Origin of the sequence: Reyranella sp. (assembly GCF_965229815.1) — a bacterium.
Taxonomy (GTDB): Bacteria; Pseudomonadota; Alphaproteobacteria; order Reyranellales; family Reyranellaceae; genus Reyranella.
This window is the reverse complement of the sequence record NZ_CBDDJN010000006.1, coordinates 655435-673501: the sequence shown is the minus strand read 5'-3', so window position 1 is coordinate 673501 and position 18067 is coordinate 655435. Positions and strand designations below refer to the sequence as shown.

The following is an 18067-nucleotide window of genomic DNA, read 5'->3' as shown; positions in this document are numbered from 1 at the left end:
GTTAATCCTTACTCTAAGGTGGGAAAGCGGTCAATATCAGTGGGATAGAGCGTGGCCTTGAATCAGGACCTGTTCCTGTTCCGTTGCGGCGCGCAGGGGCCGCCGGTCTACCAGCGGACCAGCGAGGCGCCCCAGGCCAGTCCGCCGCCGATTCCCTCGAGAAGCAGCAGGTCGCCCCTGCTGATCCGGCCGTCCTTGACGGCCGTGTCGAGGGCCAGCGGGATCGAGGCCGCCGACGTGTTGGCGTGCTGGTCGACGGTGACCACCACCCGCTCCGGCGGCAGGCCGAGCTTGCGTCCGGTGCCGTCGATGATCCGCTTGTTGGCCTGGTGCGGCACGAGCCAGTCGATGTCGGCGGGCGTCAGGCCGACCTTCTCCAGGACCTCGCCCACCACTGCCGCCATGTTGACGACGGCATGTTTGAAGACTTCCTTGCCTTCCATGCGCAGGAAGCCGGTCGTCCGGGTCGAGGACGGGCCGCCGTCGACGTAGAGGATGTCGTGCTGGCGGCCGTCCGAATGCAGCGCATTGCCGAGGATGCCGCGATCCTCCGCGGTGCCCTTGCCCTCCTCGGCCCGCAGCACGATCGCCCCGGCACCGTCGCCGAACAGCACGCAGGTGCCGCGGTCGTTCCAGTCCAGGATCCGGGAGAAGGTCTCGGCGCCGATCACCAGGGCGGTCGAGGCGAGGCCGGTGCGCAGCATGCTGTCGGCGACCGATACGCCGTAGACGAAGCCCGCGCACACGGCCTGGACGTCGAAGGCGGCGCCGCGCGTCATGCCGAGCGAGGCCTGGACGCGGGTGGCCGTCGCGGGGAAGGTCTCGTCGGGCGTCGCGGTGGCCAGCACGATCAGGTCGACGTCGGCAGCCTTGAGGCCGGCATGCTCGAGCGCGCGCTCCGAGGCCTTGATCGCGAGATGCGAGGTGAACTCGCCCTCGGCGGCGATGTAGCGCTGGCGGATGCCCGTGCGCTGACGGATCCACTCGTCCGACGTGTCGACCTTCTTCGCGAGCTCCTCGTTGGTAACGACCCTGTCCGGCAGATAGGCGCCGCACCCCTGAACCACGGAACGTATCACTCGGCCCCTCCGGTCGCCTGCAGCGCCGGCGCCTCGGCCGTCGAGGAGAGCTGCCGCAGCCGGCCCAGCCCCTCGACGAGCTTGTTCTTGTATTCGTAGCGGACGAGGTCGACCGCCACGCCGATCGCGTAGGCGAAGCCCAGCGCATCCGTGCCGCCGTGGCTCTTCACGCAGACACCGTCAAGACCGAGGAACACGCCGCCATTGTAGCGTCTTGGATCGACCCGCTTGCGCAGCTTCACCCAGGCGCCCGAAGCGAACAGGTAGCCGATCTTGGCGAAAGTCGAGGTCCGGAACGCATCGCGCACGAACTGTGTGTAGAGCTTGGCCGTGCCCTCGATCGACTTCAGCGCGACGTTCCCGGTGAAGCCGTCGGTCACCACGACGTCGAAGGTGCCGGATGTGATGCCGTTGCCCTCGACGAAGCCCTCGAAGGCGATCGGCGAACCCTCGCGGCGCAGCAGGGCGGCGGCAAGGCGCAGCTCCTCGTGTCCCTTCAGCTCCTCGGAACCGACATTCAGGAGGCCGACGCGCGGCCGGTCGAGGCCCAGCAGCACCTGCGCGAACACGCTGCCCATGACGGCGAACTCGGCGAGATTGTCCGCATCGCATTCGAGGTTGGCGCCGAGGTCCAGCATCACGGTCTCGCCGCGCGCCGTCGGCAGGAACGAGGCGAGCGCCGGGCGATGAGCACCATCGAGCATGCGCATCGCGAACATCGAGATGGCGAGCAGCGCGCCGGTGTTGCCCGCGGAGACGACGGTATCTGCCCTGCCCTGCGCCGCCGCCTCGACAGCGAGCCACATGCTGGACTTGCGCCGGCGCCGCAGCGCGAAGCTCGGCTTGTCCTCGGCAAGCACGGCATCCTCGGCCGGCACGATCTCGAGCGCGCTGGCCAGGCCCTTGCGCTTGTCGACCAGGGGCTTCAGCCGGGCGGGATCGCCGAACAACAGGAAGGACGTGCCCGGGTAGCGCTCGCGGGCGATGTCGGCACCCTCAACGACGACGTCGGGCGCGTTGTCGCCGCCCATGCCGTCGAGCGCCAGAATCATCTTCCCGACGCTTGTCACGGCGATCCTTCCGTCCTGTGCCAGCCCATCGCCGGCCGCGTGTGGACGCTACTTCTCGGCCGACGCGGCGTCGGCCAGGACCGGCATGTCCTCGCGATAGTAGCCGCAGTGCGAGCAGACCGCGTGGGGCCGCTTGAGCTCGCCACAGTTCTTGCACTCAGTGTAGGCCATCGACGGAATGGCGTGGTGCGCCCGGCGCATGTTGCGGCGGGACTTCGAAACCTTCTTCTTGGGAACGGCCATGACGATCTCCACGGAGGGGCGGCATCGCGCCTGCCCCTAAAAAAGCTGCGGCCGCGCTCTAGAGGCGCGGCAGGGCGCTCTCTCTAGCCAATACGTCTCACCGCCGCAACAATTTAGCGGTCCCGGCGCGGCTTGTCTCGGAGCGCCGCCAGGCCGGCAAACGGATGCCGCGGGCGGTCGCCGGGCCTTTCCCGGCCCCCGCCGCGCGGCCGCGGCAGAACGTCCTCGAGGTTGACGCCCGGCCGCCGCGGATAGGGATCGGCGGCCAGGGAGAGCTGCTCGGCGACGATTTCGCCGACATCGAGCACGTTCCCGTCGAGCGGCTCGGGCGCATCCACCTGGGCGCTCAGCACCGCCTCGCCGCTTTCGGGATCGTGCTCGTCCTCGAGATCGCGCTGGAACACGACCCGGAAGGCGTCGTCGAGATCCTGGGTCACCGGGTCGAGGGTCAGCACGCAGGCCTGCACGATGCGCCCACGCAGCCGCCCTTCGACGACGATCCGCGCGCCCGGGCGGCTGTCGACCGTGACCCGCGCCGAAAAGGCCGGCAGACCGAGGAAACCGAACCGCTTCGCCAGCGCCGCCCGCTCGCTCTCGGTCGGGGCGATCTCCAGCGCAGCGCCCGCGGGGCCCATCCGATCGAGATCGACCAGACGCTCGATTTCAGATTTCTCTTTGTTATTTGATAGTTGCGGCATTTTTCTGATCTACCTGGCAAGATCCCGACGGGACGTGGCCGCCAGGATCGTCTCATATTGGCGGACATAGGCCTCCAGGCAAGCGACGTGGCCGTCCTCCGCGGTTCTCCCGCCATAGGCGTTGCGGCGCAGAACGTCCGCGAGCGTCAGGTCGCCGCTGCCGGCCAGGGCGTCGCGGTAGGCCAGCGATCGCCCGTGCAGGCCTTCCGCCATGATCTTGATGCGGCGTCCCACGCCGAGGTCCTGGACGCCGATCTCGCGCAGCGTCAGGTCGAGATGCCGGAACATGGCATCGAAGAAGGCCTGGGCCAGCACCTCACCGTCCGGCTCGCGGCGCAGCCGGTCGATCATCAGGGCGGCATGCAGGGCGAGCGCGTCGAACCGCCCGTCGAGCGTGTCGGGAATGCCGCAGGCCTCGAACAGCTCGGGCCGCCGCGCCTCGCCGGCCGTGCGCGCGTAGACCGCGGCCGCGAACGTCTCCTCGGGATTCCTGCGCCTGAACAAGTCCTGATCTCCTGCTGCTCCCGCGGTTGACCCGGCGAGACCATCGCGACATGTTGTGGCCCCTCTTTCCAACGAACCCAAGAAGCCGTCCATGCGTCGCACCGTCCCGTTCGCCATCGCTGTCGCCGGCCTCGCGCTGACCGCCTGCGAACCCTACGGCGACCTGCGCGGCTTCGCGCCGGCTCCCGGAGCCGTCGACAAGCTCGAGGTCGGCACCCAGAGCCGCGACGACGTTGTGCGCCTGGTCGGGTCGCCCTCGGCGGTCGCTACCTTCAATCCCAACGTCTGGTACTACATCAGCGAGCGGCAGGAGACCTGGGGCCCCTCCCGGCCCTGGATCGCCGAGCAGAGCGTGATCCAGATCACGTTCAACGACACCGGCCGCGTCGCCACCATCAAGTACTACGACCTCAAGGATGCGCGGAACATCACCATGGTCTCGCGCATCACGCCGACCTCGGGCAAGGAGCTCACCATCCTCGAGCAGATCCTGGGCAACGTCGGCAAGTTCAGCGGCCCGCGCCAGCAGAGCAATCCGGGCGCGCCGACCGGCGGCGGCTGACCGCCCGCCGCCCATCGCCGCCGCGGCACGGCCGCAAAGAAAAAGCCCCGGTCCTGCGACCGGGGCTTCTTTATTTGGTGCCGTGGCGTCCGGTCAGTGCGCGAGCACGGCCAGCAGCAGCAGGGCCACGATGTTGGTGATCTTGATCATCGGGTTCACGGCCGGGCCGGCCGTGTCCTTGTACGGATCGCCCACGGTGTCGCCGGTCACGGCGGCCTTGTGCGCCTCCGAGCCCTTGCCGCCGAAATGGCCCTCCTCGATGTACTTCTTGGCATTGTCCCAGGCACCGCCGCCCGCCGTCATCGAGATGGCGACGAAGATGCCGGTCACGATCACGCCGAGCAGCATGGCGCCGACGGCGGCAAAGGCATCGGCCTTGCCTGCGATCGCCGCGATCACGAAGTACAGCACGATGGGCGACAGAACCGGGAGCAGCGACGGGATCATCATCTCCTTGATCGCCGCCCGGGTCAGCATGTCGACCGCCCGACCATAGTCCGGACGATCGGTGCCGGCCATGATGCCGGGCTTCTCGCGGAACTGCCGGCGCACTTCCTCGACCACCGCCTGGGCGGCGCGGCCGACGGCCAGCATCGACATGCCGCCGAACAGGTACGGCAGGCCGCCGCCGATCAGCAGGCCGACCACGACATAGGGGTTCTGCAGCGAGAAGCTGACGGCCGTGATGCCGAGCTTGCCCTGGGCGATGAAGTAGTCGAGGTCCGAGGTGTAGGCCGCGAACAGCACCAGCGCGCCGAGGCCGGCCGATGCGATGGCATAGCCCTTGGTCACCGCCTTGGTAGTGTTGCCGACCGCGTCGAGCGCGTCGGTGTTCTTGCGCACTTCCTTCGGCAGTCCCGCCATCTCGGCGATGCCGCCGGCATTGTCGGTGACCGGGCCGTACGCGTCGAGCGCCACCACCATGCCGGCCAGCGCCAGCATGGCGGTCGTGGCGATGGCGATGCCGAACAGGCCCGCCAGCACGTAGCAGACCACGATGCCGGCGCAGATCAGGAGCGCCGGCAGGGCCGTCGCCTCCATCGACATGGCGAGGCCGGCGATGACATTGGTGCCGTGGCCAGTGACCGAGGCCTGGGCCACCGCCTTGACCGGCCGGTAGTCGGTGCCGGTGTAGTACTCGGTGATCCACACGATCAAGCCGGTGATGGCCAACCCGACCAGCGAGCACAGGAAGAGCGTCATGCCGCTGAACGTGCGGTCGCCGACCGTGAGCATGGTGCCGGTGCCGATCACCCAGTCGGTGACGAACCAGATCGCCGGGATCGACAGCACGGCGGCCGCGATCACGCCCTTGTACATGGCCCACATGATGCCGCCGTCGGAGCCGAGGCGGACGAAGTAGGTGCCGATGATCGAGGTGATGATGCAGGCGCCGCCGATGGCCAGGGGATAGACCATCAGCTTGTCGACGAGCTCGGCGTTGCCGGCGAAGAAGATCGAGGCCAGGACCATCGTGGCGACGGTGGTCACCGCGTAGGTCTCGAACAGGTCGGCCGCCATGCCGGCGCAGTCGCCGACATTGTCGCCCACGTTGTCGGCGATGGTGGCCGGGTTGCGGGGGTCGTCCTCCGGGATACCGGCTTCGACCTTGCCCACCATGTCGCCGCCCACGTCGGCGCCCTTGGTGAAGATGCCGCCGCCGAGACGGGCGAAGATCGAGATCAGCGAGGCGCCGAAGCCGAGCGCCACCAGCGCGTCGATCATTTCCCGGCTTCCCGAGGCGACGCCCATGTTGCGCAACAGCATGAAGTAGCCGACCACGCCCAGGAGCGCGAGGCCCGCCACCAGCATGCCGGTGACCGCGCCCGACTTGAAGGCGAGGTCGAGGCCCTGCCCCAGGCTCTTCTGCGCGGCGACCGCGGTGCGCACGTTGGCGCGCACCGAGACGTTCATGCCGATGAAGCCCGTGGCGCCCGACAGGACGGCGCCGATCAGGAAGCCGCCGGCAGCGTACTTGCCGAGGAAGAGGAAGAGCAGGACCAGCACGACCACGCCGACGATGGCGATGGTCGTGTACTGACGGCGAAGGTAAGCGGCGGCGCCCTCCTGCACGGCCTGCGCGATCTCCTGCATGCGGGCGGTGCCGGAGTCGGCGGCCATGACCCGCGACGCGGTCACGATGCCGTACAGGACGGCGATGATGCCGCAGGCTACGACGGCCCAGAGAACGGTAGACATTTTTGGCTAACCTATTGTTTAGACGGCATTTCCCGCCTGGCGCATGCCGAAGCTTCAGGTCTCCCCCGGCGCAAGGCGGCCGGAAAATGGCAGAACGCCACAATCCGCGCAACCCGCACGGGCCAAAAGAGACGATGCGTCAAGGGCTTGGCTTCAGGCGCGGTGGGGTTGGCGCAGGCGGAACAGGCCGATGATGGCAAGGGCCACCACCACCAGGGCGAGCGCCAGGTAGTTCAGCACCGCCCAGCCCTGCAGTTCGAGCACGATGCTGGCCAGCAGGCTGGCCGCCGCGGTCGTGCCGAACACCATGAAGTCGTTGAAGGCCTGCGCCTTGCCGCGCTCCGGCGCGCGATAGGTCGTGGTGAGGAGCGTCGTGGCGCCGACGAACAGGAAGTTCCAGCCGAGCCCGTTCAGCCCGAGCGCGATGCGGAAATGCCATTCGCTGACGCCCAGCAGGGCGACGATGACGCCCAGCACCAGGATCGCGCCGCCGGCGAACATGACGTTGAACACCCCATGGCGGGCGATCAGGTGGCCGGTGAAGAAGGCCGGCACGAACATGCCCATGACGTGCACGAAGATGGTGACGGGCGCTTCGGTCGCGGCCAGTCCACACTGCACGATGGCCAGAGGCGACGCCGCCATCACGAAGGACATGACGCCGAAGGCGATCATGGCGCCGGCGCAGGCCACCATGTAGGCGGGCTGGGTGACGATCTCGAGCAGCGGCCGCTGCGGGCCGGTCGTGTCCTCGGACTTGACCGGCGGGAACTCGATGAAGCCGAGCACGACGAAGACGACGGCATGGATCAGCACGACGGCGCAGAAGCTCGCCTGGAAGATCGGCACCCAGAGGTGCGGCGTGAAGCGGGCCAGGGCCGGACCGACGATGCCGGCCACGATGCCGCCGGCCGTGACATAGGAGATGGCCTGGGCCCGGAAGGCGCCGGGCGCCAGCTCGACGGCCGCGAAGCGGTAGAGCTGCATGTTGGCGACGGCATAGCCCAGGAACAGGCCGCCGAGGCACATCACCGGAAAGCTCGCCATCCCGAGGCCGATCGCCGCGCAGGACGCGCCGATCATTCCCATCAGCGAGCCGGTGCGGAACCCGAACTTGCGACCGCGCCGCATCATCAGCAGCGAGGCCGGGAACACCGACAGCATGACGCCGAGATGCTGCATGGTGACCGGCAGGTTGGCCCACATGCGCAGCTCGGGCGACACGATGGTCAGCACCGCCAGCGCCGAGGAGGCGAACATCAGCGTGTTGCAACTCTGGGTCAGCGCCTGGCAGACGGCCAGCAGGCCGATATTGCGCAGCGACCGGCGCGGCATGCCGCCGCCCGATACCGCCTGCGCTCCCTCCACCTTGATCGATCCATCCATTGGGCCGGCACTCTAGTCGCGGGCCGGGCGCCACCCAAGGAATAAGGCACGTGCGCAGGGCGGTCCTGCCCTGCGAATTCAGGAGGCTGGCAGCGACCTAGAAGTGGACGTAGCCCGCGACCGGGGATCGGACCGGGCGGCCGTCGACCAGGAGCGTCACGCCCTCGCCCGCCGCGCAAGTGCCGATCGGCGTCACCGGCACGCCGGCGGCGCGGGCCGCCGCCAGCAGCGCCCGTTCGCGGCGCGGCGGCACGGCCATCACGAGCTCGTAGTCGTCGCCGCCGCCCAGCACCGGCGCCCACAGGCCGGGCTCGGCCGCGAGCGCCCGGCGCGCGGCTGCCGAGAGCGGCACGCGCTCGCGCTCGATCTTGATGGCGAGGCGCGACGCCTGGGCGATGTGGCCGGCGTCGGCGAGCAGACCGTCCGAGACGTCGGCCACGGCGGTCGCGATGCCGACCAGCCGCGGTCCCAGCGTGCAGCGCGGCTCGGGACGGCGATAGCGCCGCTCCAGCGACGGCGCCGAGAGCTGCCCGCGAGCGGCGAGCAAACCGAGCGCGCCGTCGCCGATCGTGCCGCTGACCCACAGGCGATCGCCGGCGCGCGCGCCGGCGCGCGTCAGGCCGCAGCCGCTTGCGACCCGACCGAAGGCGGTGATGGTGATGGTGAGCGGTCCGGGCGTGACCACCGTGTCGCCGCCGCACAGCACGATGCCGTAGCGCCGCTGGTCCGCCGCCAGGCCACGCGCGAAGCCCGCGACCCAGCGCTCCGTCCAGGTGCGCGGCAGCGCCAGCGAGAGCTGGTAGGTGAAGGGCGTCGCGCCGCCGGCGGCGAGGTCGGACAGGCAGACGCGCAGCGCCTTGGCGGCCACCAGCCCGGGCTTCTCGTCGTCCAGGAAATGAACGCCGGCCACCACCGTATCGGTCTTGACCGCGATGTCGCGGCGCGGGTCGGCCGGCAGGAAGGCATTGTCGCTCAGCAGCCCGCCGGCGCCGGCGAAGCCTTGCGCCAACGGCGCGAAGTAGCGGGCGATGAGCTGGAACTCGCCCATGCGCCGGCGGCGCGCCATCGCCTAGCTCGCGAGCTCGGCGGACCGCGCCTGACGCGCCACGCGATCGAGCACCGAGTTGACGAAGCTCGGCTCGCCCTGGTCGTAGAAGGCATGGGCGATGGCGACATACTCGTTGATGGCCACGCGCGGCGGCACGTCGCGCCGGTGCATCAGCTCGTAGGTCCCGGCCAGCAGGATCGCCCGCACCAGCCGGTCGATCCGCGTCCAGGTCCAGCCCTGGGCCAGCGCTTCCGTCACGGTCTGCTCGAGCGCCTCGCGGTGGGACACGGTTCCCTCGACCACGTCCTTGAACAGCGGCCGGTCGGCGTCGCGCCGCATCCCGCCCTCGCCCGGCTCGCCGGTGCGCACCTGCAGGAACTGGTCGATGATCTCGGCCGTGCCGTGCTCGCCCTCCTGCCACTGGTAGAGCGCCTGCACAGCCGCAAGCCGCGCCGCCTGGCGCCGGCTGGGCGGCGGCGGGCCACCGGCCGTCGGGGCGGCGCTCACGTGTTCCGCCAGCGGCGGCCGAGCGCCACCATGGCGAGGCAGGCATGGGCGGCGTCGCCGCCCTTGTCGCCGCGGGCCACGAAGGCGCGGGCCTTGGCCTGCTCCATCGTCTCGACGGTGACGATGCCGTAGCCGATGGCGAGCTTCCTCTGGATGGAGAGATCCATCAGCCCGCGGGCGCTCTCGCCGCAGACATAGTCGTAGTGGGTGGTCTCGCCGCGGATGACGCAGCCAAGCGCCACGAAACCGTCGTAGCGGCCCTCCGCCAGGGCGATCGCGCCCGGGATCTCGAAGGCGCCCGGCACCACGACACGCTCGAAGGTCGCGCCGTTCTTCTCGATCTCGCGGCCCGCGCCGTCGATCAGCGCGTCGGCGATCTCGGCGTAATAGCGCGATTCGACGATCAGGAGGCGCGCGCCCCCGACGCCGTCGACCGCCGGCCGGGCGGTCGGATTTTCCGTGCGTGTCGACATGGTCAGCGCATTCAGGACTTGCGGGACGGCCGGCCGGGCACCGGCTTCTGGCCGGCGATCTTGAGGCCGAACCCTTCGAGCCCGACGACGCTCTTCTTGCTGTTGGTCAGGAGCACCATCTCCCGGACGCCGAGATCGATCAGGATCTGGGCGCCGACGCCGTAGTCGCGCAGCTCGCCGCCGGCCGGCTCGATGGGCTCGCCGGCGCGGCGGCGCTGCTCGGACAGCATCACCGTGAGCGGCTCGCGGATCAGCACGATCACGCCCCGCCCCTCCTTGGCGATCTCCTCCATCGAGGCCTCGATCTCCCCGCCGCGGCCGTGGTCGCGCTGGCCGAGCGCATCGGTGAAGATGTTGACCGCGTGCATGCGCACCATGACCGGGCCGCCCGCCGCCGGGTCGCCCTTCACCAGGGCGATGTGCTGCGACATGGTCACCTTGTTGACGTAGACGACGCAGCGGAAGTCGCCGCCGTAGATGCTCGCGAAGGTCGTGTCGCTGAGCCGCTTGACGATCGAATCGTAGCGCCGCCGGTAGGCGATGAGGTCGGAGATGGTGCCGATCTTGAGCCCGTGGCGCTGGGCGAAGGTGATCAGGTCGTTGCGACGGGCCATCGTGCCGTCGTCGTTCATGATCTCGCAGACGACGCCGGCCGGCGTGAGCCCGGCCAGCCGGGCGAGGTCGACCGCCGCCTCGGTGTGGCCGGTGCGCTCCAGCACGCCGCCGTCGCGCGCCACCAGCGGGAAGACGTGGCCCGGCGTGACGATGTCCGAGGGGCCGCAGGACGGGTCGATCGCCACCGCGACGGTGCGGGCGCGGTCGGCGGCCGAGATGCCCGTGGTGACGCCCTCGCGCGCCTCGATGGAGACGGTGAAGGCGGTCTGGTGGCGGGTGCCGTTGTTCTTGGCCATCAGCGGCAGGCCGAGCTGCTCGACGCGCTCGCGGGTCAGCGCGAGGCAGATCAGGCCGCGCGCGTGCTTGGCCATGAAGTTGATGGCATCGGCGGTCGCCCATTGGGCGGGCACCACGAGGTCGCCCTCGTTCTCCCGGTCCTCGTCGTCGACCAGGATGAACATGCGGCCCTTGCGGGCCTCCTCGATGATGTCCTCCGCCGCGGCCTTGACCTCGGCGAAGGTGATCCGCCAGGCGTCCTTTTCGAGCGCGCTCATGGTCTTCCGTGCTCCAGCAGTCGCGCAACGTAACGCGCGAGCATATCGACCTCAAGGTTGACCCTCTGGCCCGGACTGGCCTGGCCCAGGGTGGTGACCGCCTGCGTGTGCGAGATGATGTTCACCCCGAAGCGGTTGCCGTCGACCTCGTTGACGGTGAGGGAGATGCCGTCGACCGCCACCGATCCCTTGGCGGCGACGAAGCGCGCCAGCTCGGTCGGCGCCTCGAAGACGAAGCGGACGCTGCCGCCCTCGGGGGTCATGGAGACGATCGAGCCGACGCCGTCGACATGGCCGTAGACGAGGTGCCCGCCCAGCTCGTCGCCGACCTTGAGCGACAGTTCGAGATTGAGCCGGCTGCCCTCGGCCCACGTACCGAGATGGGTCTTGTCGAGGCTCTCGGCCGAGACCTCGACGGCGAACCAGTCGCCGCCCTTCTCCACCACCGTCAGGCAGCAGCCGGCGCAGGCGATCGAGGCGCCGATGGCGATCGGCGCCATGTCGTGGCGCGTGCGCACCACGAAGCGGCGGTCGCCGGACTGGCTGCCCGGCCTGACCGAGAGGATCTCGCCGACGTCGGTGACGATGCCCGTGAACATTCGACCTTAATTATTCCCCTCTCGCCCAGCTTTCCACCGTGTCGCCCAGCAAGGCGCGGGCCGAAACCAGGCGGAACCGGGGCGCGAAATCCAGCCGCTCCAGCGCCAGCGGCCCGACCGCAGAGCGGCCGTCTGCCCCCAGCACCAGGCCGGCGCGGTAGCTGGTGATGCGGTCGACCAGGCCGGCCCTCAGGAAGGCCGCCGCGACCGCGCCGCCGCCCTCGACGAGGACCCGTGTCAGCCCGCGCCCGCCCAGCGCCTGCGCCGCCGCCGCCGCGTCGACCCGCCCGTCGGCGGCCGCCGCGACCGTCATGACCTCGACACCGCATTCTTGCAAGGCCCGACGCGCCGGCGCCGGCGCGGCATCGGTGCACAGGAGCCACACCGGCACCTGCCGCGCCGTCGCGGCGAGCCGGGAGGCCGGCGACAGGCGGGCCCGCGAATCGACCACGACACGCACCGGCGAATAGGCCGCGAGGCCGGGCAGCCGGCAGGTCAGCTCGGGATCGTCGGCGGCCGCCGTCCCGATGCCGACCAGGATCGCATCGTGAGTCGCGCGCAGGCGCTGGCCGTCGGCCCGCGACGCCGCCGCGGTGATCCACCGGCTCTCGCCCGCCGCCGTCGCGATGCGGCCGTCGAGCGAGGCCGCCAGCTTGAGATGGACCAGCGGCCGCCCGTCACGGATGCGCAACAGGAACCCGGCATTGATCTCGGCGGCCTCGGCCGCCCCCTCGCCGACCTCAACCGCAATTCCCGCCGCGCGCAGGCGCTCGTGGCCCTGGCCGTTCACCGCCGGGTTGGGATCCTCCATCGCCGACACGACGCGGGCCACGCCGGCGCGCACCAGGGCGTCGGCGCAGGGCGGCGACCTGCCGAAGTGCGAGCAGGGCTCGAGGGTGACGTAGACGGTGGCGCCCCGCGCCGCCGCCCCGGCCCGCGCCAGGGCATCGACCTCGGCGTGCGGGCGGCCGCCATCCTGCGTGCGGCCGCGGGCGATGATCGACCCGTCCTTCGCGATGACGCAGCCCACGGCCGGGTTCGGCCAGGTGCGCCCGAGCGACCGGCGCGCCAGCGCGAGCGCCGCGCGCATCATGCCGTCAGTCCTTGAGGCTGGCGGTCTCGGCGAGGTCGGAGATGAACTCCTCGAAATCGCGGGCCTCGCGGAAGTTGCGGTAGACCGAGGCGAAGCGCACGTAGGCCACGGGGTCGAGGGCGCGCAGCGCGTCCATCACCAGCTCGCCGATCTGCGTCGAGGGAATCTCGCTCTCGCCCGAGCTCTCGAGGCGACGCACGATGCCGTTCACCACGCGCTCGATACGCTCGGGATCGACCGGCCGCTTGCGGCAGGCCACGGTGATCGAGCGCGCGAGCTTGTCGCGGTCGAAGGCGACGCGCTGGCCGTTCTTCTTGACCACGGTCAGCTCGCGCAGCTGGACGCGCTCGAAGGTCGTGAAGCGCGAGCCGCAGGACGGGCAGTAGCGCCGCCGGCGGATCGCCGAATTGTCGTCGGTCGGTCGCGAGTCCTTAACCTGTGTGTCCTCGTGGCCGCAGAATGGACAGCGCATCTTCTCCCCCTGTGATCGCTTGCGCTTGTGTCAGTCGCGGTAGATGGGAAAGCGCGCGCAAAGAGCGTGCACCTTGGCGCGGACCTGCGCCTCGACCTGGGCGTCGCCGTCCGGGCCGTTCTTGGCGATGCCGTCGAGCACGTCGGCGATCAGGTGGCCGATCTGGCGGAACTCCGCGACGCCGAAGCCGCGCGTCGTGCCCGCCGGCGAGCCAAGGCGCACGCCGGAGGTGACGGTGAACTTCTCGGGATCGCCGGGGATGCTGTTCTTGTTGACGGTGATCCCCGCCCGGTCGAGCACCTTCTCGGCCGAGATGCCGGTCGCCTTCTTGGGCCGCAGGTCGACCAGCATGACGTGGCTGTCGGTGCCGCCGGAGACGATCTTGAGGCCGCGCTCGGTCAGCGCCGCGGCGAGCGCCCGGGCATTGTCGACGACGTTCTGGGCATAGGCCTTGAACGACGGCTGCAGCGCCTCGCCGAGGGCCACCGCCTTGGCGGCGATGACGTGCATCAACGGCCCGCCCTGCAGGCCGGGGAACACCGCCGAGTTGATCTTCTTGCCGATCTCGGGATCGGTCGCGAGGATCATGCCGCCGCGCGGGCCGCGCAGCGTCTTGTGCGTCGTCGTCGTGGTGACGTGGGCGTGCGGCAGCGGGCTGGGATAGACGCCGGCCGCGACCAGCCCGGCATAATGGGCCATGTCGACCATGAAGAAAGCGCCGATCTCGTCGGCCACCTTGCGAAAGCGCGCCCAGTCGATGTGGCGCGAATAGGCCGAGGCGCCGGCGACGATCAGCTTGGGCTTCCGTTCGCGCGCCAGCGTCTCCATCTGCTCGTAGTCGATCAGGTGGGAGTCCGGCTTCAGCCCGTAGGACACGACCTTGAACCACTTGCCCGACTGATTGGCCGGCGAGCCGTGGGTGAGATGGCCGCCCTGGTCGAGCGCCATGCCCATGAACGTGTCGCCCGGCTGCAGCAGCGCCATGAACACGGCCTGGTTGGCCTGGGCGCCGGAGTGCGGCTGGACGTTGGCGAACGAGCAGCCGAACAGCTTGCAGGCGCGGTCGATCGCGTGCTGCTCGGCCTTGTCGACCTCCTCGCAGCCGCCGTAGTAGCGGCGGCCGGGATAGCCCTCGGCATACTTGTTGGTCAGCACCGAGCCCGCCGCCTCGAGCACGGCGCGCGACACGATGTTCTCCGAGGCGATCAGCTCGATCTGCTCGCGCTGGCGGTGCAGTTCGCCCTTCAGCACGGCGTCGATCGCCGGATCGGCCTCGGCGAGGCCCTGCGTGAACATCGGCAACGGCGTCTCGGCGACCGTGGCAGCGGCTTGACTCATCGTGTGCAATCCTTCGAAAGCTTGGCGACCCGGGCGGCGTGGCGGCCGCCCTCCCATTCGGTGTCGAGGAAGACCTTCAGCGCCTCGCGCGCCGTCTCGGTTCCGATCGTGCGCTGGCCGAAGGCCACCACGTTGGCGTCGTTGTGCAGCCGGGCGAGCCGCGCCGAGGTGACGTCGTGCACCAGGGCCGCCCGCACCTCCGGATGGCGGTTGGCGGCGATGGAGATGCCGATCCCCGAGCCGCAGACCAGCACGCCGCGCACGGCCTGGCCCGAGGCGACGGCCCGCGCCATGGCGTGGCCGTAGTCCGGATAGTCGACAGACCGGGTCGAATCCGTGCCAAGATCGAGCACGTCGAGACCGGCCTCCACCAGGTCGCGCTTGAGAATCTCTTTCAGGTCGAAGCCGGCATGATCCGACGCGACCGCGATGGCGCCCCCCGGCATCTCGACGATCGATCCCCTCTAAGTGTTGAGCCCCCGGATACCATATCCGGGGGCGCGGTGTCACCGTTGCGCAAAATCGTGGGAATGCCGGCACAAGACATTGAATCGGCTCACGAAATCGGGAGGTCGTGGCGCGACCCGCCGGCGACGATGGCCGCGGCGAGGATCTGCACGATGGCTGCGAGCAGGAAGGCCGCGATGTAGCCACCGGCAAGATCCCGCAGACCGCCGAAGACCGCCGGGGCGAAGGCGAATACCGCCTGGTTGATGGCGGTCAGAAGCGCCACCACCATCCCCACGTCGGCTGGCCGGAACTCCCGCTGGGCGATCAGCGGCGGCAGAGAGGTCAGGTTGCCGACGCCGAGGCCGAACAGGACGCAGCCGAGGGCCAGGACCGGCGCGCCAGCGCCCAAGGCCAGGAGCAGCGAGCCCACGGCCTGCATCGCGAAGTTGGCCGCGGCGGCCACGCGGCGGTCGTAGCCGCCCAGCGCGCGCGCCATCAGCGTCCGGCCGATCACCGCGCAGAGCGTGGCAAGGCTGATGGCGAGCGCCGCCGTGGCCTCGCCGAACTCCGGCGCGAGCCGCGAGATCAGATGCGCGAACAGGCCGATCTGCGCGAACAGGCCCAGGGCGAAGGCGGCCGACAGGGTGACGAAGCGCGGCTGCCGCAGGAGCGTGCGGCGCGACGTCGGTGCCGCAGCGGCGCCCGCTCCCGCCTCCGCACCGGGTTGCCGCCGCAGCAGGCACCAGGCCAGCGGGCAGACGACGAGCACCGTGGTGACGGCCACGACGATGCCGGCGACCGGCAGGCCGGCCGCGGCGATCAGCCCTGCCCACAGCGGCGTGAAGAGCAGGCCGCCGACGCTCGCCCCGTTGAAGGCTGTGCTCATCGCCCGGGGCCGGTCGCGGTCGAACCACGGTGACACCATGGCGTTGAGTGCGGCGCCGCTCATCGCCGACCAGCCGAGGCCGCTCAGCAGCAGCGCCGGCACGAGCTGCCAGACTTCGCGCGCCGAGGTCCAGGCGACGGCGCCCGCCGCCGCGAACACCGCGCCGGCGATGGTCACGCGGGCCACGCTGAACCGCCGGTAGGCATTCGGCAGGCCGGCGATCAGCGCCGCGCTCGTGAGGTAGTGGGCGGTGATCGCCGCCGAGACCGTCGAGATCGACCAGCCGTGGCGGTCGTGCAGCGCGGCGAGGTAGACGCCCGGTCCGTAGAAGCCGACGCCCCAGCCGAACACCGCGACGATGAAGGCCGCCCAGGCGACCCGCCATCCCGCCGGGCCGTCGCGTTCGCCGGTGGCGCCCGACGACGCGAGGCGGGCGGCTCTCTGTTTCGCTACAGACATTTGCGGCCCGCGTGGCCGTGATGCAGTGTCTTCTTCATGCCGCGCCGCGTAACACGGGCCCCAAAGGCCGGCTCGCCGGAATCGGACTCCATCGCCATGCCCGAAGCGGCCGAATGCGAGCGCGCCCGCGTGCGGCGTGACCGCCGCTACGACGGCCGCTTCTTCTCCGGCGTGCGCACGACCCGGATCTATTGCCGGCCCGTCTGCCCGGTGCGTCCCGCGCTCGGCCGCAACGTCACGTTCTATCCGACGGCGGCGGCCGCCGAGGCGGCAGGCTTCCGCCCCTGCCTGCGCTGCCGGCCCGAGGCCGCCCCCTTCTCGCCGGCCTGGCAGGGGTCGCGCACGACCGTACATCGGGCGATGCGGCTGATCCGCGACGGGGCGCTCGACGGCGCCCGCGTCGAGGACCTCGCGGCGCGCCTCGGCATCGGGTCGCGCCACCTTGGCCGGCTGTTCGAGCGCCAGGTCGGCGCGAGCCCGCTGCAGGTCGCGCGGACCTTTCGCGTCCAGAGGGCCAAGCGGCTGCTCGATCAGACGCGGCTGCCGATGACCGAGATCGCCGCGCGCGCCGGCTTCGCCAGCCTGCGCCGCTTCAATGCCGTGTTCGCCGAGGTCTACGGCCAGCCGCCGGGCAGGCTTCGCCGCCGCGCTCCGGTTGCGGCATAGCCATAGAAAAAGGGCCCGGCGATGCCGGGCCCTTTCCGTCTCGATACAGCGTCTACTTCTTGATCGGCGAGGACTTGCCGTCCTTCCAGACGTAGATGTCGTAGACCGGGTTCTTGATGTCGCCCTTCTCGTCGAACTCCAGCACGCCGACCGTCGAGTCGAACTTGCCGCCACGCAGCACCTTGGCGATGGCGGCCGGGTCGGTCGACTTGGCCTTGTTCGCCGCCTCGGCCCACACCTTCACCGCCGCGTAGGTGAACAGCGTGTAGCCCTCCGGGTTGAACTTGGCGTCGCGGAACTTCTTCACCAGGGCGGCGTTCTTCGGATCGTCCTCGGCCTTGGGCGGGAACGACATCAGCACGCCGTCGGTGGCGGCGCCGCCGAGCTGGGCGAACTCCGCCGTCTCGAGCGCGTCGAAGCCCATCAGCTTGGCCATCAGGCCCTGCTCGCGCGCCTGCTTGATCATCAGCGCGCCGGCGGTGTGGTAGCCGCCGAGCACGATGATGTCGATCTTGGCCTGCTTCATCTTGTTGATGAGCGCCGTGAAGTCCTTGTCGGTGTCGTTGTAGGCCTCGTACATCGTCTCCTTGAGGCCGCCCTTGTTGAGCGCCTTCTTGGTCTCGTCGGCGACGCCCTTGCCGTAGGCCGACTTGTCGTGAAGGATCGCGACCTTGGCGCCCTTGTTGTTCTTCAGGATGTAGGCGCCGACCGTGGCGCCCTGCACGTCGTCGCGGCCGCAGGTGCGGAAGATCGTCGTGTTGCCCTTCTTGACGGCGTCGTCCGTCAGCTTGGGATTGGTCGAGGCTGGCGTGATCTGCAGGATCTTGCCTTCCTTGTAGATGTCGGACGCCGGGATCGACGAGCCCGAGCAGAAATGGCCGGCCACGAACACGACCTTGTCGGAGACCATCTTGTTGGCCACGGCCGTCGCCTGCTTGGGATCGCAGGCATCATCGCCGGTGATCAGCTCGAGCTTCTGGCCGTTGACGCCGCCGGCGGCGTTGATCTCGTCGACCGCCATGGTCGCGCCCTTGACCATCTGCTCGCCGAAGGCGGCGTACTGGCCGGTGATCGGACCGACCACGCCGATCTTGATCTGGGCGAAGGCGGCCGTCGCCGAGAACGTCATGGCCGCCGCGGCCAGCGCGGCAAAAGTCTTCTTCATG

20 protein-coding genes are annotated in these 18067 nt (G+C 70.0%); 2 read left to right on the top strand and 18 right to left on the bottom strand.

Going from position 1 to position 18067, the window contains the following annotated elements; translation table 11 throughout:
- Positions 1 to 107 precede the first annotated feature (107 nt).
- The 5 genes from ACO073_RS14620 to ACO073_RS14600 all read right to left on the bottom strand — a co-directional run bounded on the left by ACO073_RS14620 (position 108) and on the right by ACO073_RS14600 (position 3594).
- A complete protein-coding gene (locus ACO073_RS14620) occupies positions 108 to 1079 on the bottom strand; it encodes a beta-ketoacyl-ACP synthase III (RefSeq protein WP_421998291.1) in 972 nt (323 codons plus the stop codon).
- Positions 1076 to 2131 carry a phosphate acyltransferase PlsX gene (gene plsX, locus ACO073_RS14615; protein ID WP_422002145.1) on the bottom strand — a complete coding sequence of 352 codons (1056 nt, stop codon included), beginning with the start codon at positions 2129 to 2131 and terminating at the stop codon, positions 1076 to 1078. Before plsX ends, ACO073_RS14620 begins: the two co-directional genes overlap by 4 nt.
- A gap of 66 nt (positions 2132 to 2197) precedes the next feature.
- A complete protein-coding gene (gene rpmF, locus ACO073_RS14610; RefSeq protein ID WP_421998290.1) occupies positions 2198 to 2392 on the bottom strand; it encodes a 50S ribosomal protein L32 in 195 nt (64 codons plus the stop codon).
- A gap of 113 nt (positions 2393 to 2505) precedes the next feature.
- Positions 2506 to 3027 carry a YceD family protein gene (locus ACO073_RS14605; protein WP_421998288.1) on the bottom strand — a complete coding sequence of 174 codons (522 nt, stop codon included), beginning with the start codon at positions 3025 to 3027 and terminating at the stop codon, positions 2506 to 2508.
- Between the two features lie 72 nt (positions 3028 to 3099).
- Positions 3100 to 3594, bottom strand: coding sequence for a ubiquinol-cytochrome C chaperone family protein (locus tag ACO073_RS14600; RefSeq protein ID WP_421998287.1), 495 nt, complete (start codon positions 3592 to 3594; stop codon positions 3100 to 3102).
- Between the two features lie 91 nt (positions 3595 to 3685).
- On the opposite strand from ACO073_RS14600, the gene ACO073_RS14595 reads away from it, so the two are divergent.
- Positions 3686 to 4156: an outer membrane protein assembly factor BamE gene (locus tag ACO073_RS14595; protein ID WP_421998286.1), complete on the top strand. Its 471-nt coding sequence runs from the start codon at positions 3686 to 3688 to the stop codon at positions 4154 to 4156.
- Positions 4157 to 4249: 93 nt separating this feature from the next.
- On the opposite strand, the gene ACO073_RS14590 is transcribed toward ACO073_RS14595, so the two are convergent.
- The 12 genes from ACO073_RS14590 to ACO073_RS14535 all read right to left on the bottom strand — a co-directional run bounded on the left by ACO073_RS14590 (position 4250) and on the right by ACO073_RS14535 (position 16235).
- On the bottom strand, positions 4250 to 6355 hold the full coding sequence (locus ACO073_RS14590) for a sodium-translocating pyrophosphatase (RefSeq protein WP_421998285.1): 2106 nt from the start codon (positions 6353 to 6355) through the stop codon (positions 4250 to 4252).
- Positions 6356 to 6508: 153 nt separating this feature from the next.
- A complete protein-coding gene (locus ACO073_RS14585; RefSeq protein WP_421998283.1) occupies positions 6509 to 7741 on the bottom strand; it encodes an MFS transporter in 1233 nt (410 codons plus the stop codon).
- A gap of 97 nt (positions 7742 to 7838) precedes the next feature.
- Positions 7839 to 8807 carry a thiamine-phosphate kinase gene (gene thiL / locus ACO073_RS14580; protein WP_421998282.1) on the bottom strand — a complete coding sequence of 323 codons (969 nt, stop codon included), beginning with the start codon at positions 8805 to 8807 and terminating at the stop codon, positions 7839 to 7841.
- A gap of 3 nt (positions 8808 to 8810) precedes the next feature.
- Positions 8811 to 9296 carry a transcription antitermination factor NusB gene (nusB, locus tag ACO073_RS14575; RefSeq protein WP_421998281.1) on the bottom strand — a complete coding sequence of 162 codons (486 nt, stop codon included), beginning with the start codon at positions 9294 to 9296 and terminating at the stop codon, positions 8811 to 8813.
- Positions 9293 to 9769 (bottom strand): 6,7-dimethyl-8-ribityllumazine synthase, encoded by a 477-nt coding sequence (locus tag ACO073_RS14570; protein ID WP_421998280.1) that lies wholly within the window; start codon positions 9767 to 9769, stop codon positions 9293 to 9295. Before ACO073_RS14570 ends, nusB begins: the two co-directional genes overlap by 4 nt.
- Before the next feature lie 11 nt (positions 9770 to 9780).
- Entirely contained in the window at positions 9781 to 10938 is a 1158-nt protein-coding gene (ribB, locus tag ACO073_RS14565; RefSeq protein ID WP_421998279.1) for a 3,4-dihydroxy-2-butanone-4-phosphate synthase, read from the bottom strand.
- Entirely contained in the window at positions 10935 to 11537 is a 603-nt protein-coding gene (locus tag ACO073_RS14560) for a riboflavin synthase (protein ID WP_421998278.1), read from the bottom strand. Before ACO073_RS14560 ends, ribB begins: the two co-directional genes overlap by 4 nt.
- Positions 11538 to 11547: 10 nt before the next feature.
- Positions 11548 to 12630 carry a bifunctional diaminohydroxyphosphoribosylaminopyrimidine deaminase/5-amino-6-(5-phosphoribosylamino)uracil reductase RibD gene (ribD, locus tag ACO073_RS14555; protein ID WP_421998277.1) on the bottom strand — a complete coding sequence of 361 codons (1083 nt, stop codon included), beginning with the start codon at positions 12628 to 12630 and terminating at the stop codon, positions 11548 to 11550.
- Between the two features lie 4 nt (positions 12631 to 12634).
- Entirely contained in the window at positions 12635 to 13102 is a 468-nt protein-coding gene (gene nrdR / locus ACO073_RS14550) for a transcriptional regulator NrdR (protein ID WP_421998276.1), read from the bottom strand.
- 30 nt (positions 13103 to 13132) lie between these two features.
- Positions 13133 to 14440: a serine hydroxymethyltransferase gene (glyA, locus tag ACO073_RS14545; protein WP_421998275.1), complete on the bottom strand. Its 1308-nt coding sequence runs from the start codon at positions 14438 to 14440 to the stop codon at positions 13133 to 13135.
- Complete coding sequence (rpiB, locus tag ACO073_RS14540; RefSeq protein WP_421998273.1) at positions 14437 to 14886, bottom strand: ribose 5-phosphate isomerase B; 450 nt, start codon at positions 14884 to 14886, stop codon at positions 14437 to 14439. Before rpiB ends, glyA begins: the two co-directional genes overlap by 4 nt.
- A 110-nt stretch (positions 14887 to 14996) precedes the next feature.
- A complete protein-coding gene (locus tag ACO073_RS14535) occupies positions 14997 to 16235 on the bottom strand; it encodes an MFS transporter (protein ID WP_421998272.1) in 1239 nt (412 codons plus the stop codon).
- Between the two features lie 96 nt (positions 16236 to 16331).
- Between ACO073_RS14535 and ACO073_RS14530 the strand changes: the two genes are divergently transcribed.
- On the top strand, positions 16332 to 16901 hold the full coding sequence (locus ACO073_RS14530; protein WP_421998271.1) for an Ada metal-binding domain-containing protein: 570 nt from the start codon (positions 16332 to 16334) through the stop codon (positions 16899 to 16901).
- 52 nt (positions 16902 to 16953) lie between these two features.
- Here the strand turns inward: ACO073_RS14530 and ACO073_RS14525 are convergent, their stop codons facing one another.
- Positions 16954 to 18066: a branched-chain amino acid ABC transporter substrate-binding protein gene (locus tag ACO073_RS14525; protein WP_421998270.1), complete on the bottom strand. Its 1113-nt coding sequence runs from the start codon at positions 18064 to 18066 to the stop codon at positions 16954 to 16956.
- Position 18067 lies beyond the last annotated feature (1 nt).

Coding starts and splice junctions, on each gene's coding strand:
- plsX (WP_422002145.1), bottom strand. CDS start 2,131: ATGATTCTGGCGCTCGACGGCATGGGCGGCGACAACGCGCCCGACGTC.
- rpmF (WP_421998290.1), bottom strand. CDS start 2,392: ATGGCCGTTCCCAAGAAGAAGGTTTCGAAGTCCCGCCGCAACATGCGC.
- ACO073_RS14605 (WP_421998288.1), bottom strand. CDS start 3,027: ATGGGCCCCGCGGGCGCTGCGCTGGAGATCGCCCCGACCGAGAGCGAG.
- ACO073_RS14595 (WP_421998286.1), top strand. CDS start 3,686: ATGCGTCGCACCGTCCCGTTCGCCATCGCTGTCGCCGGCCTCGCGCTG.
- ACO073_RS14590 (WP_421998285.1), bottom strand. CDS start 6,355: ATGTCTACCGTTCTCTGGGCCGTCGTAGCCTGCGGCATCATCGCCGTC.
- ACO073_RS14585 (WP_421998283.1), bottom strand. CDS start 7,741: ATGGATGGATCGATCAAGGTGGAGGGAGCGCAGGCGGTATCGGGCGGC.
- thiL (WP_421998282.1), bottom strand. CDS start 8,807: ATGGCGCGCCGCCGGCGCATGGGCGAGTTCCAGCTCATCGCCCGCTAC.
- ACO073_RS14570 (WP_421998280.1), bottom strand. CDS start 9,769: ATGTCGACACGCACGGAAAATCCGACCGCCCGGCCGGCGGTCGACGGC.
- ribB (WP_421998279.1), bottom strand. CDS start 10,938: ATGAGCGCGCTCGAAAAGGACGCCTGGCGGATCACCTTCGCCGAGGTC.
- ACO073_RS14560 (WP_421998278.1), bottom strand. CDS start 11,537: ATGTTCACGGGCATCGTCACCGACGTCGGCGAGATCCTCTCGGTCAGG.
- ribD (WP_421998277.1), bottom strand. CDS start 12,630: ATGATGCGCGCGGCGCTCGCGCTGGCGCGCCGGTCGCTCGGGCGCACC.
- nrdR (WP_421998276.1), bottom strand. CDS start 13,102: ATGCGCTGTCCATTCTGCGGCCACGAGGACACACAGGTTAAGGACTCG.
- glyA (WP_421998275.1), bottom strand. CDS start 14,440: ATGAGTCAAGCCGCTGCCACGGTCGCCGAGACGCCGTTGCCGATGTTC.
- rpiB (WP_421998273.1), bottom strand. CDS start 14,886: ATGCCGGGGGGCGCCATCGCGGTCGCGTCGGATCATGCCGGCTTCGAC.
- ACO073_RS14535 (WP_421998272.1), bottom strand. CDS start 16,235: ATGTCTGTAGCGAAACAGAGAGCCGCCCGCCTCGCGTCGTCGGGCGCC.
- ACO073_RS14530 (WP_421998271.1), top strand. CDS start 16,332: ATGCCCGAAGCGGCCGAATGCGAGCGCGCCCGCGTGCGGCGTGACCGC.
- ACO073_RS14525 (WP_421998270.1), bottom strand. CDS start 18,066: ATGAAGAAGACTTTTGCCGCGCTGGCCGCGGCGGCCATGACGTTCTCG.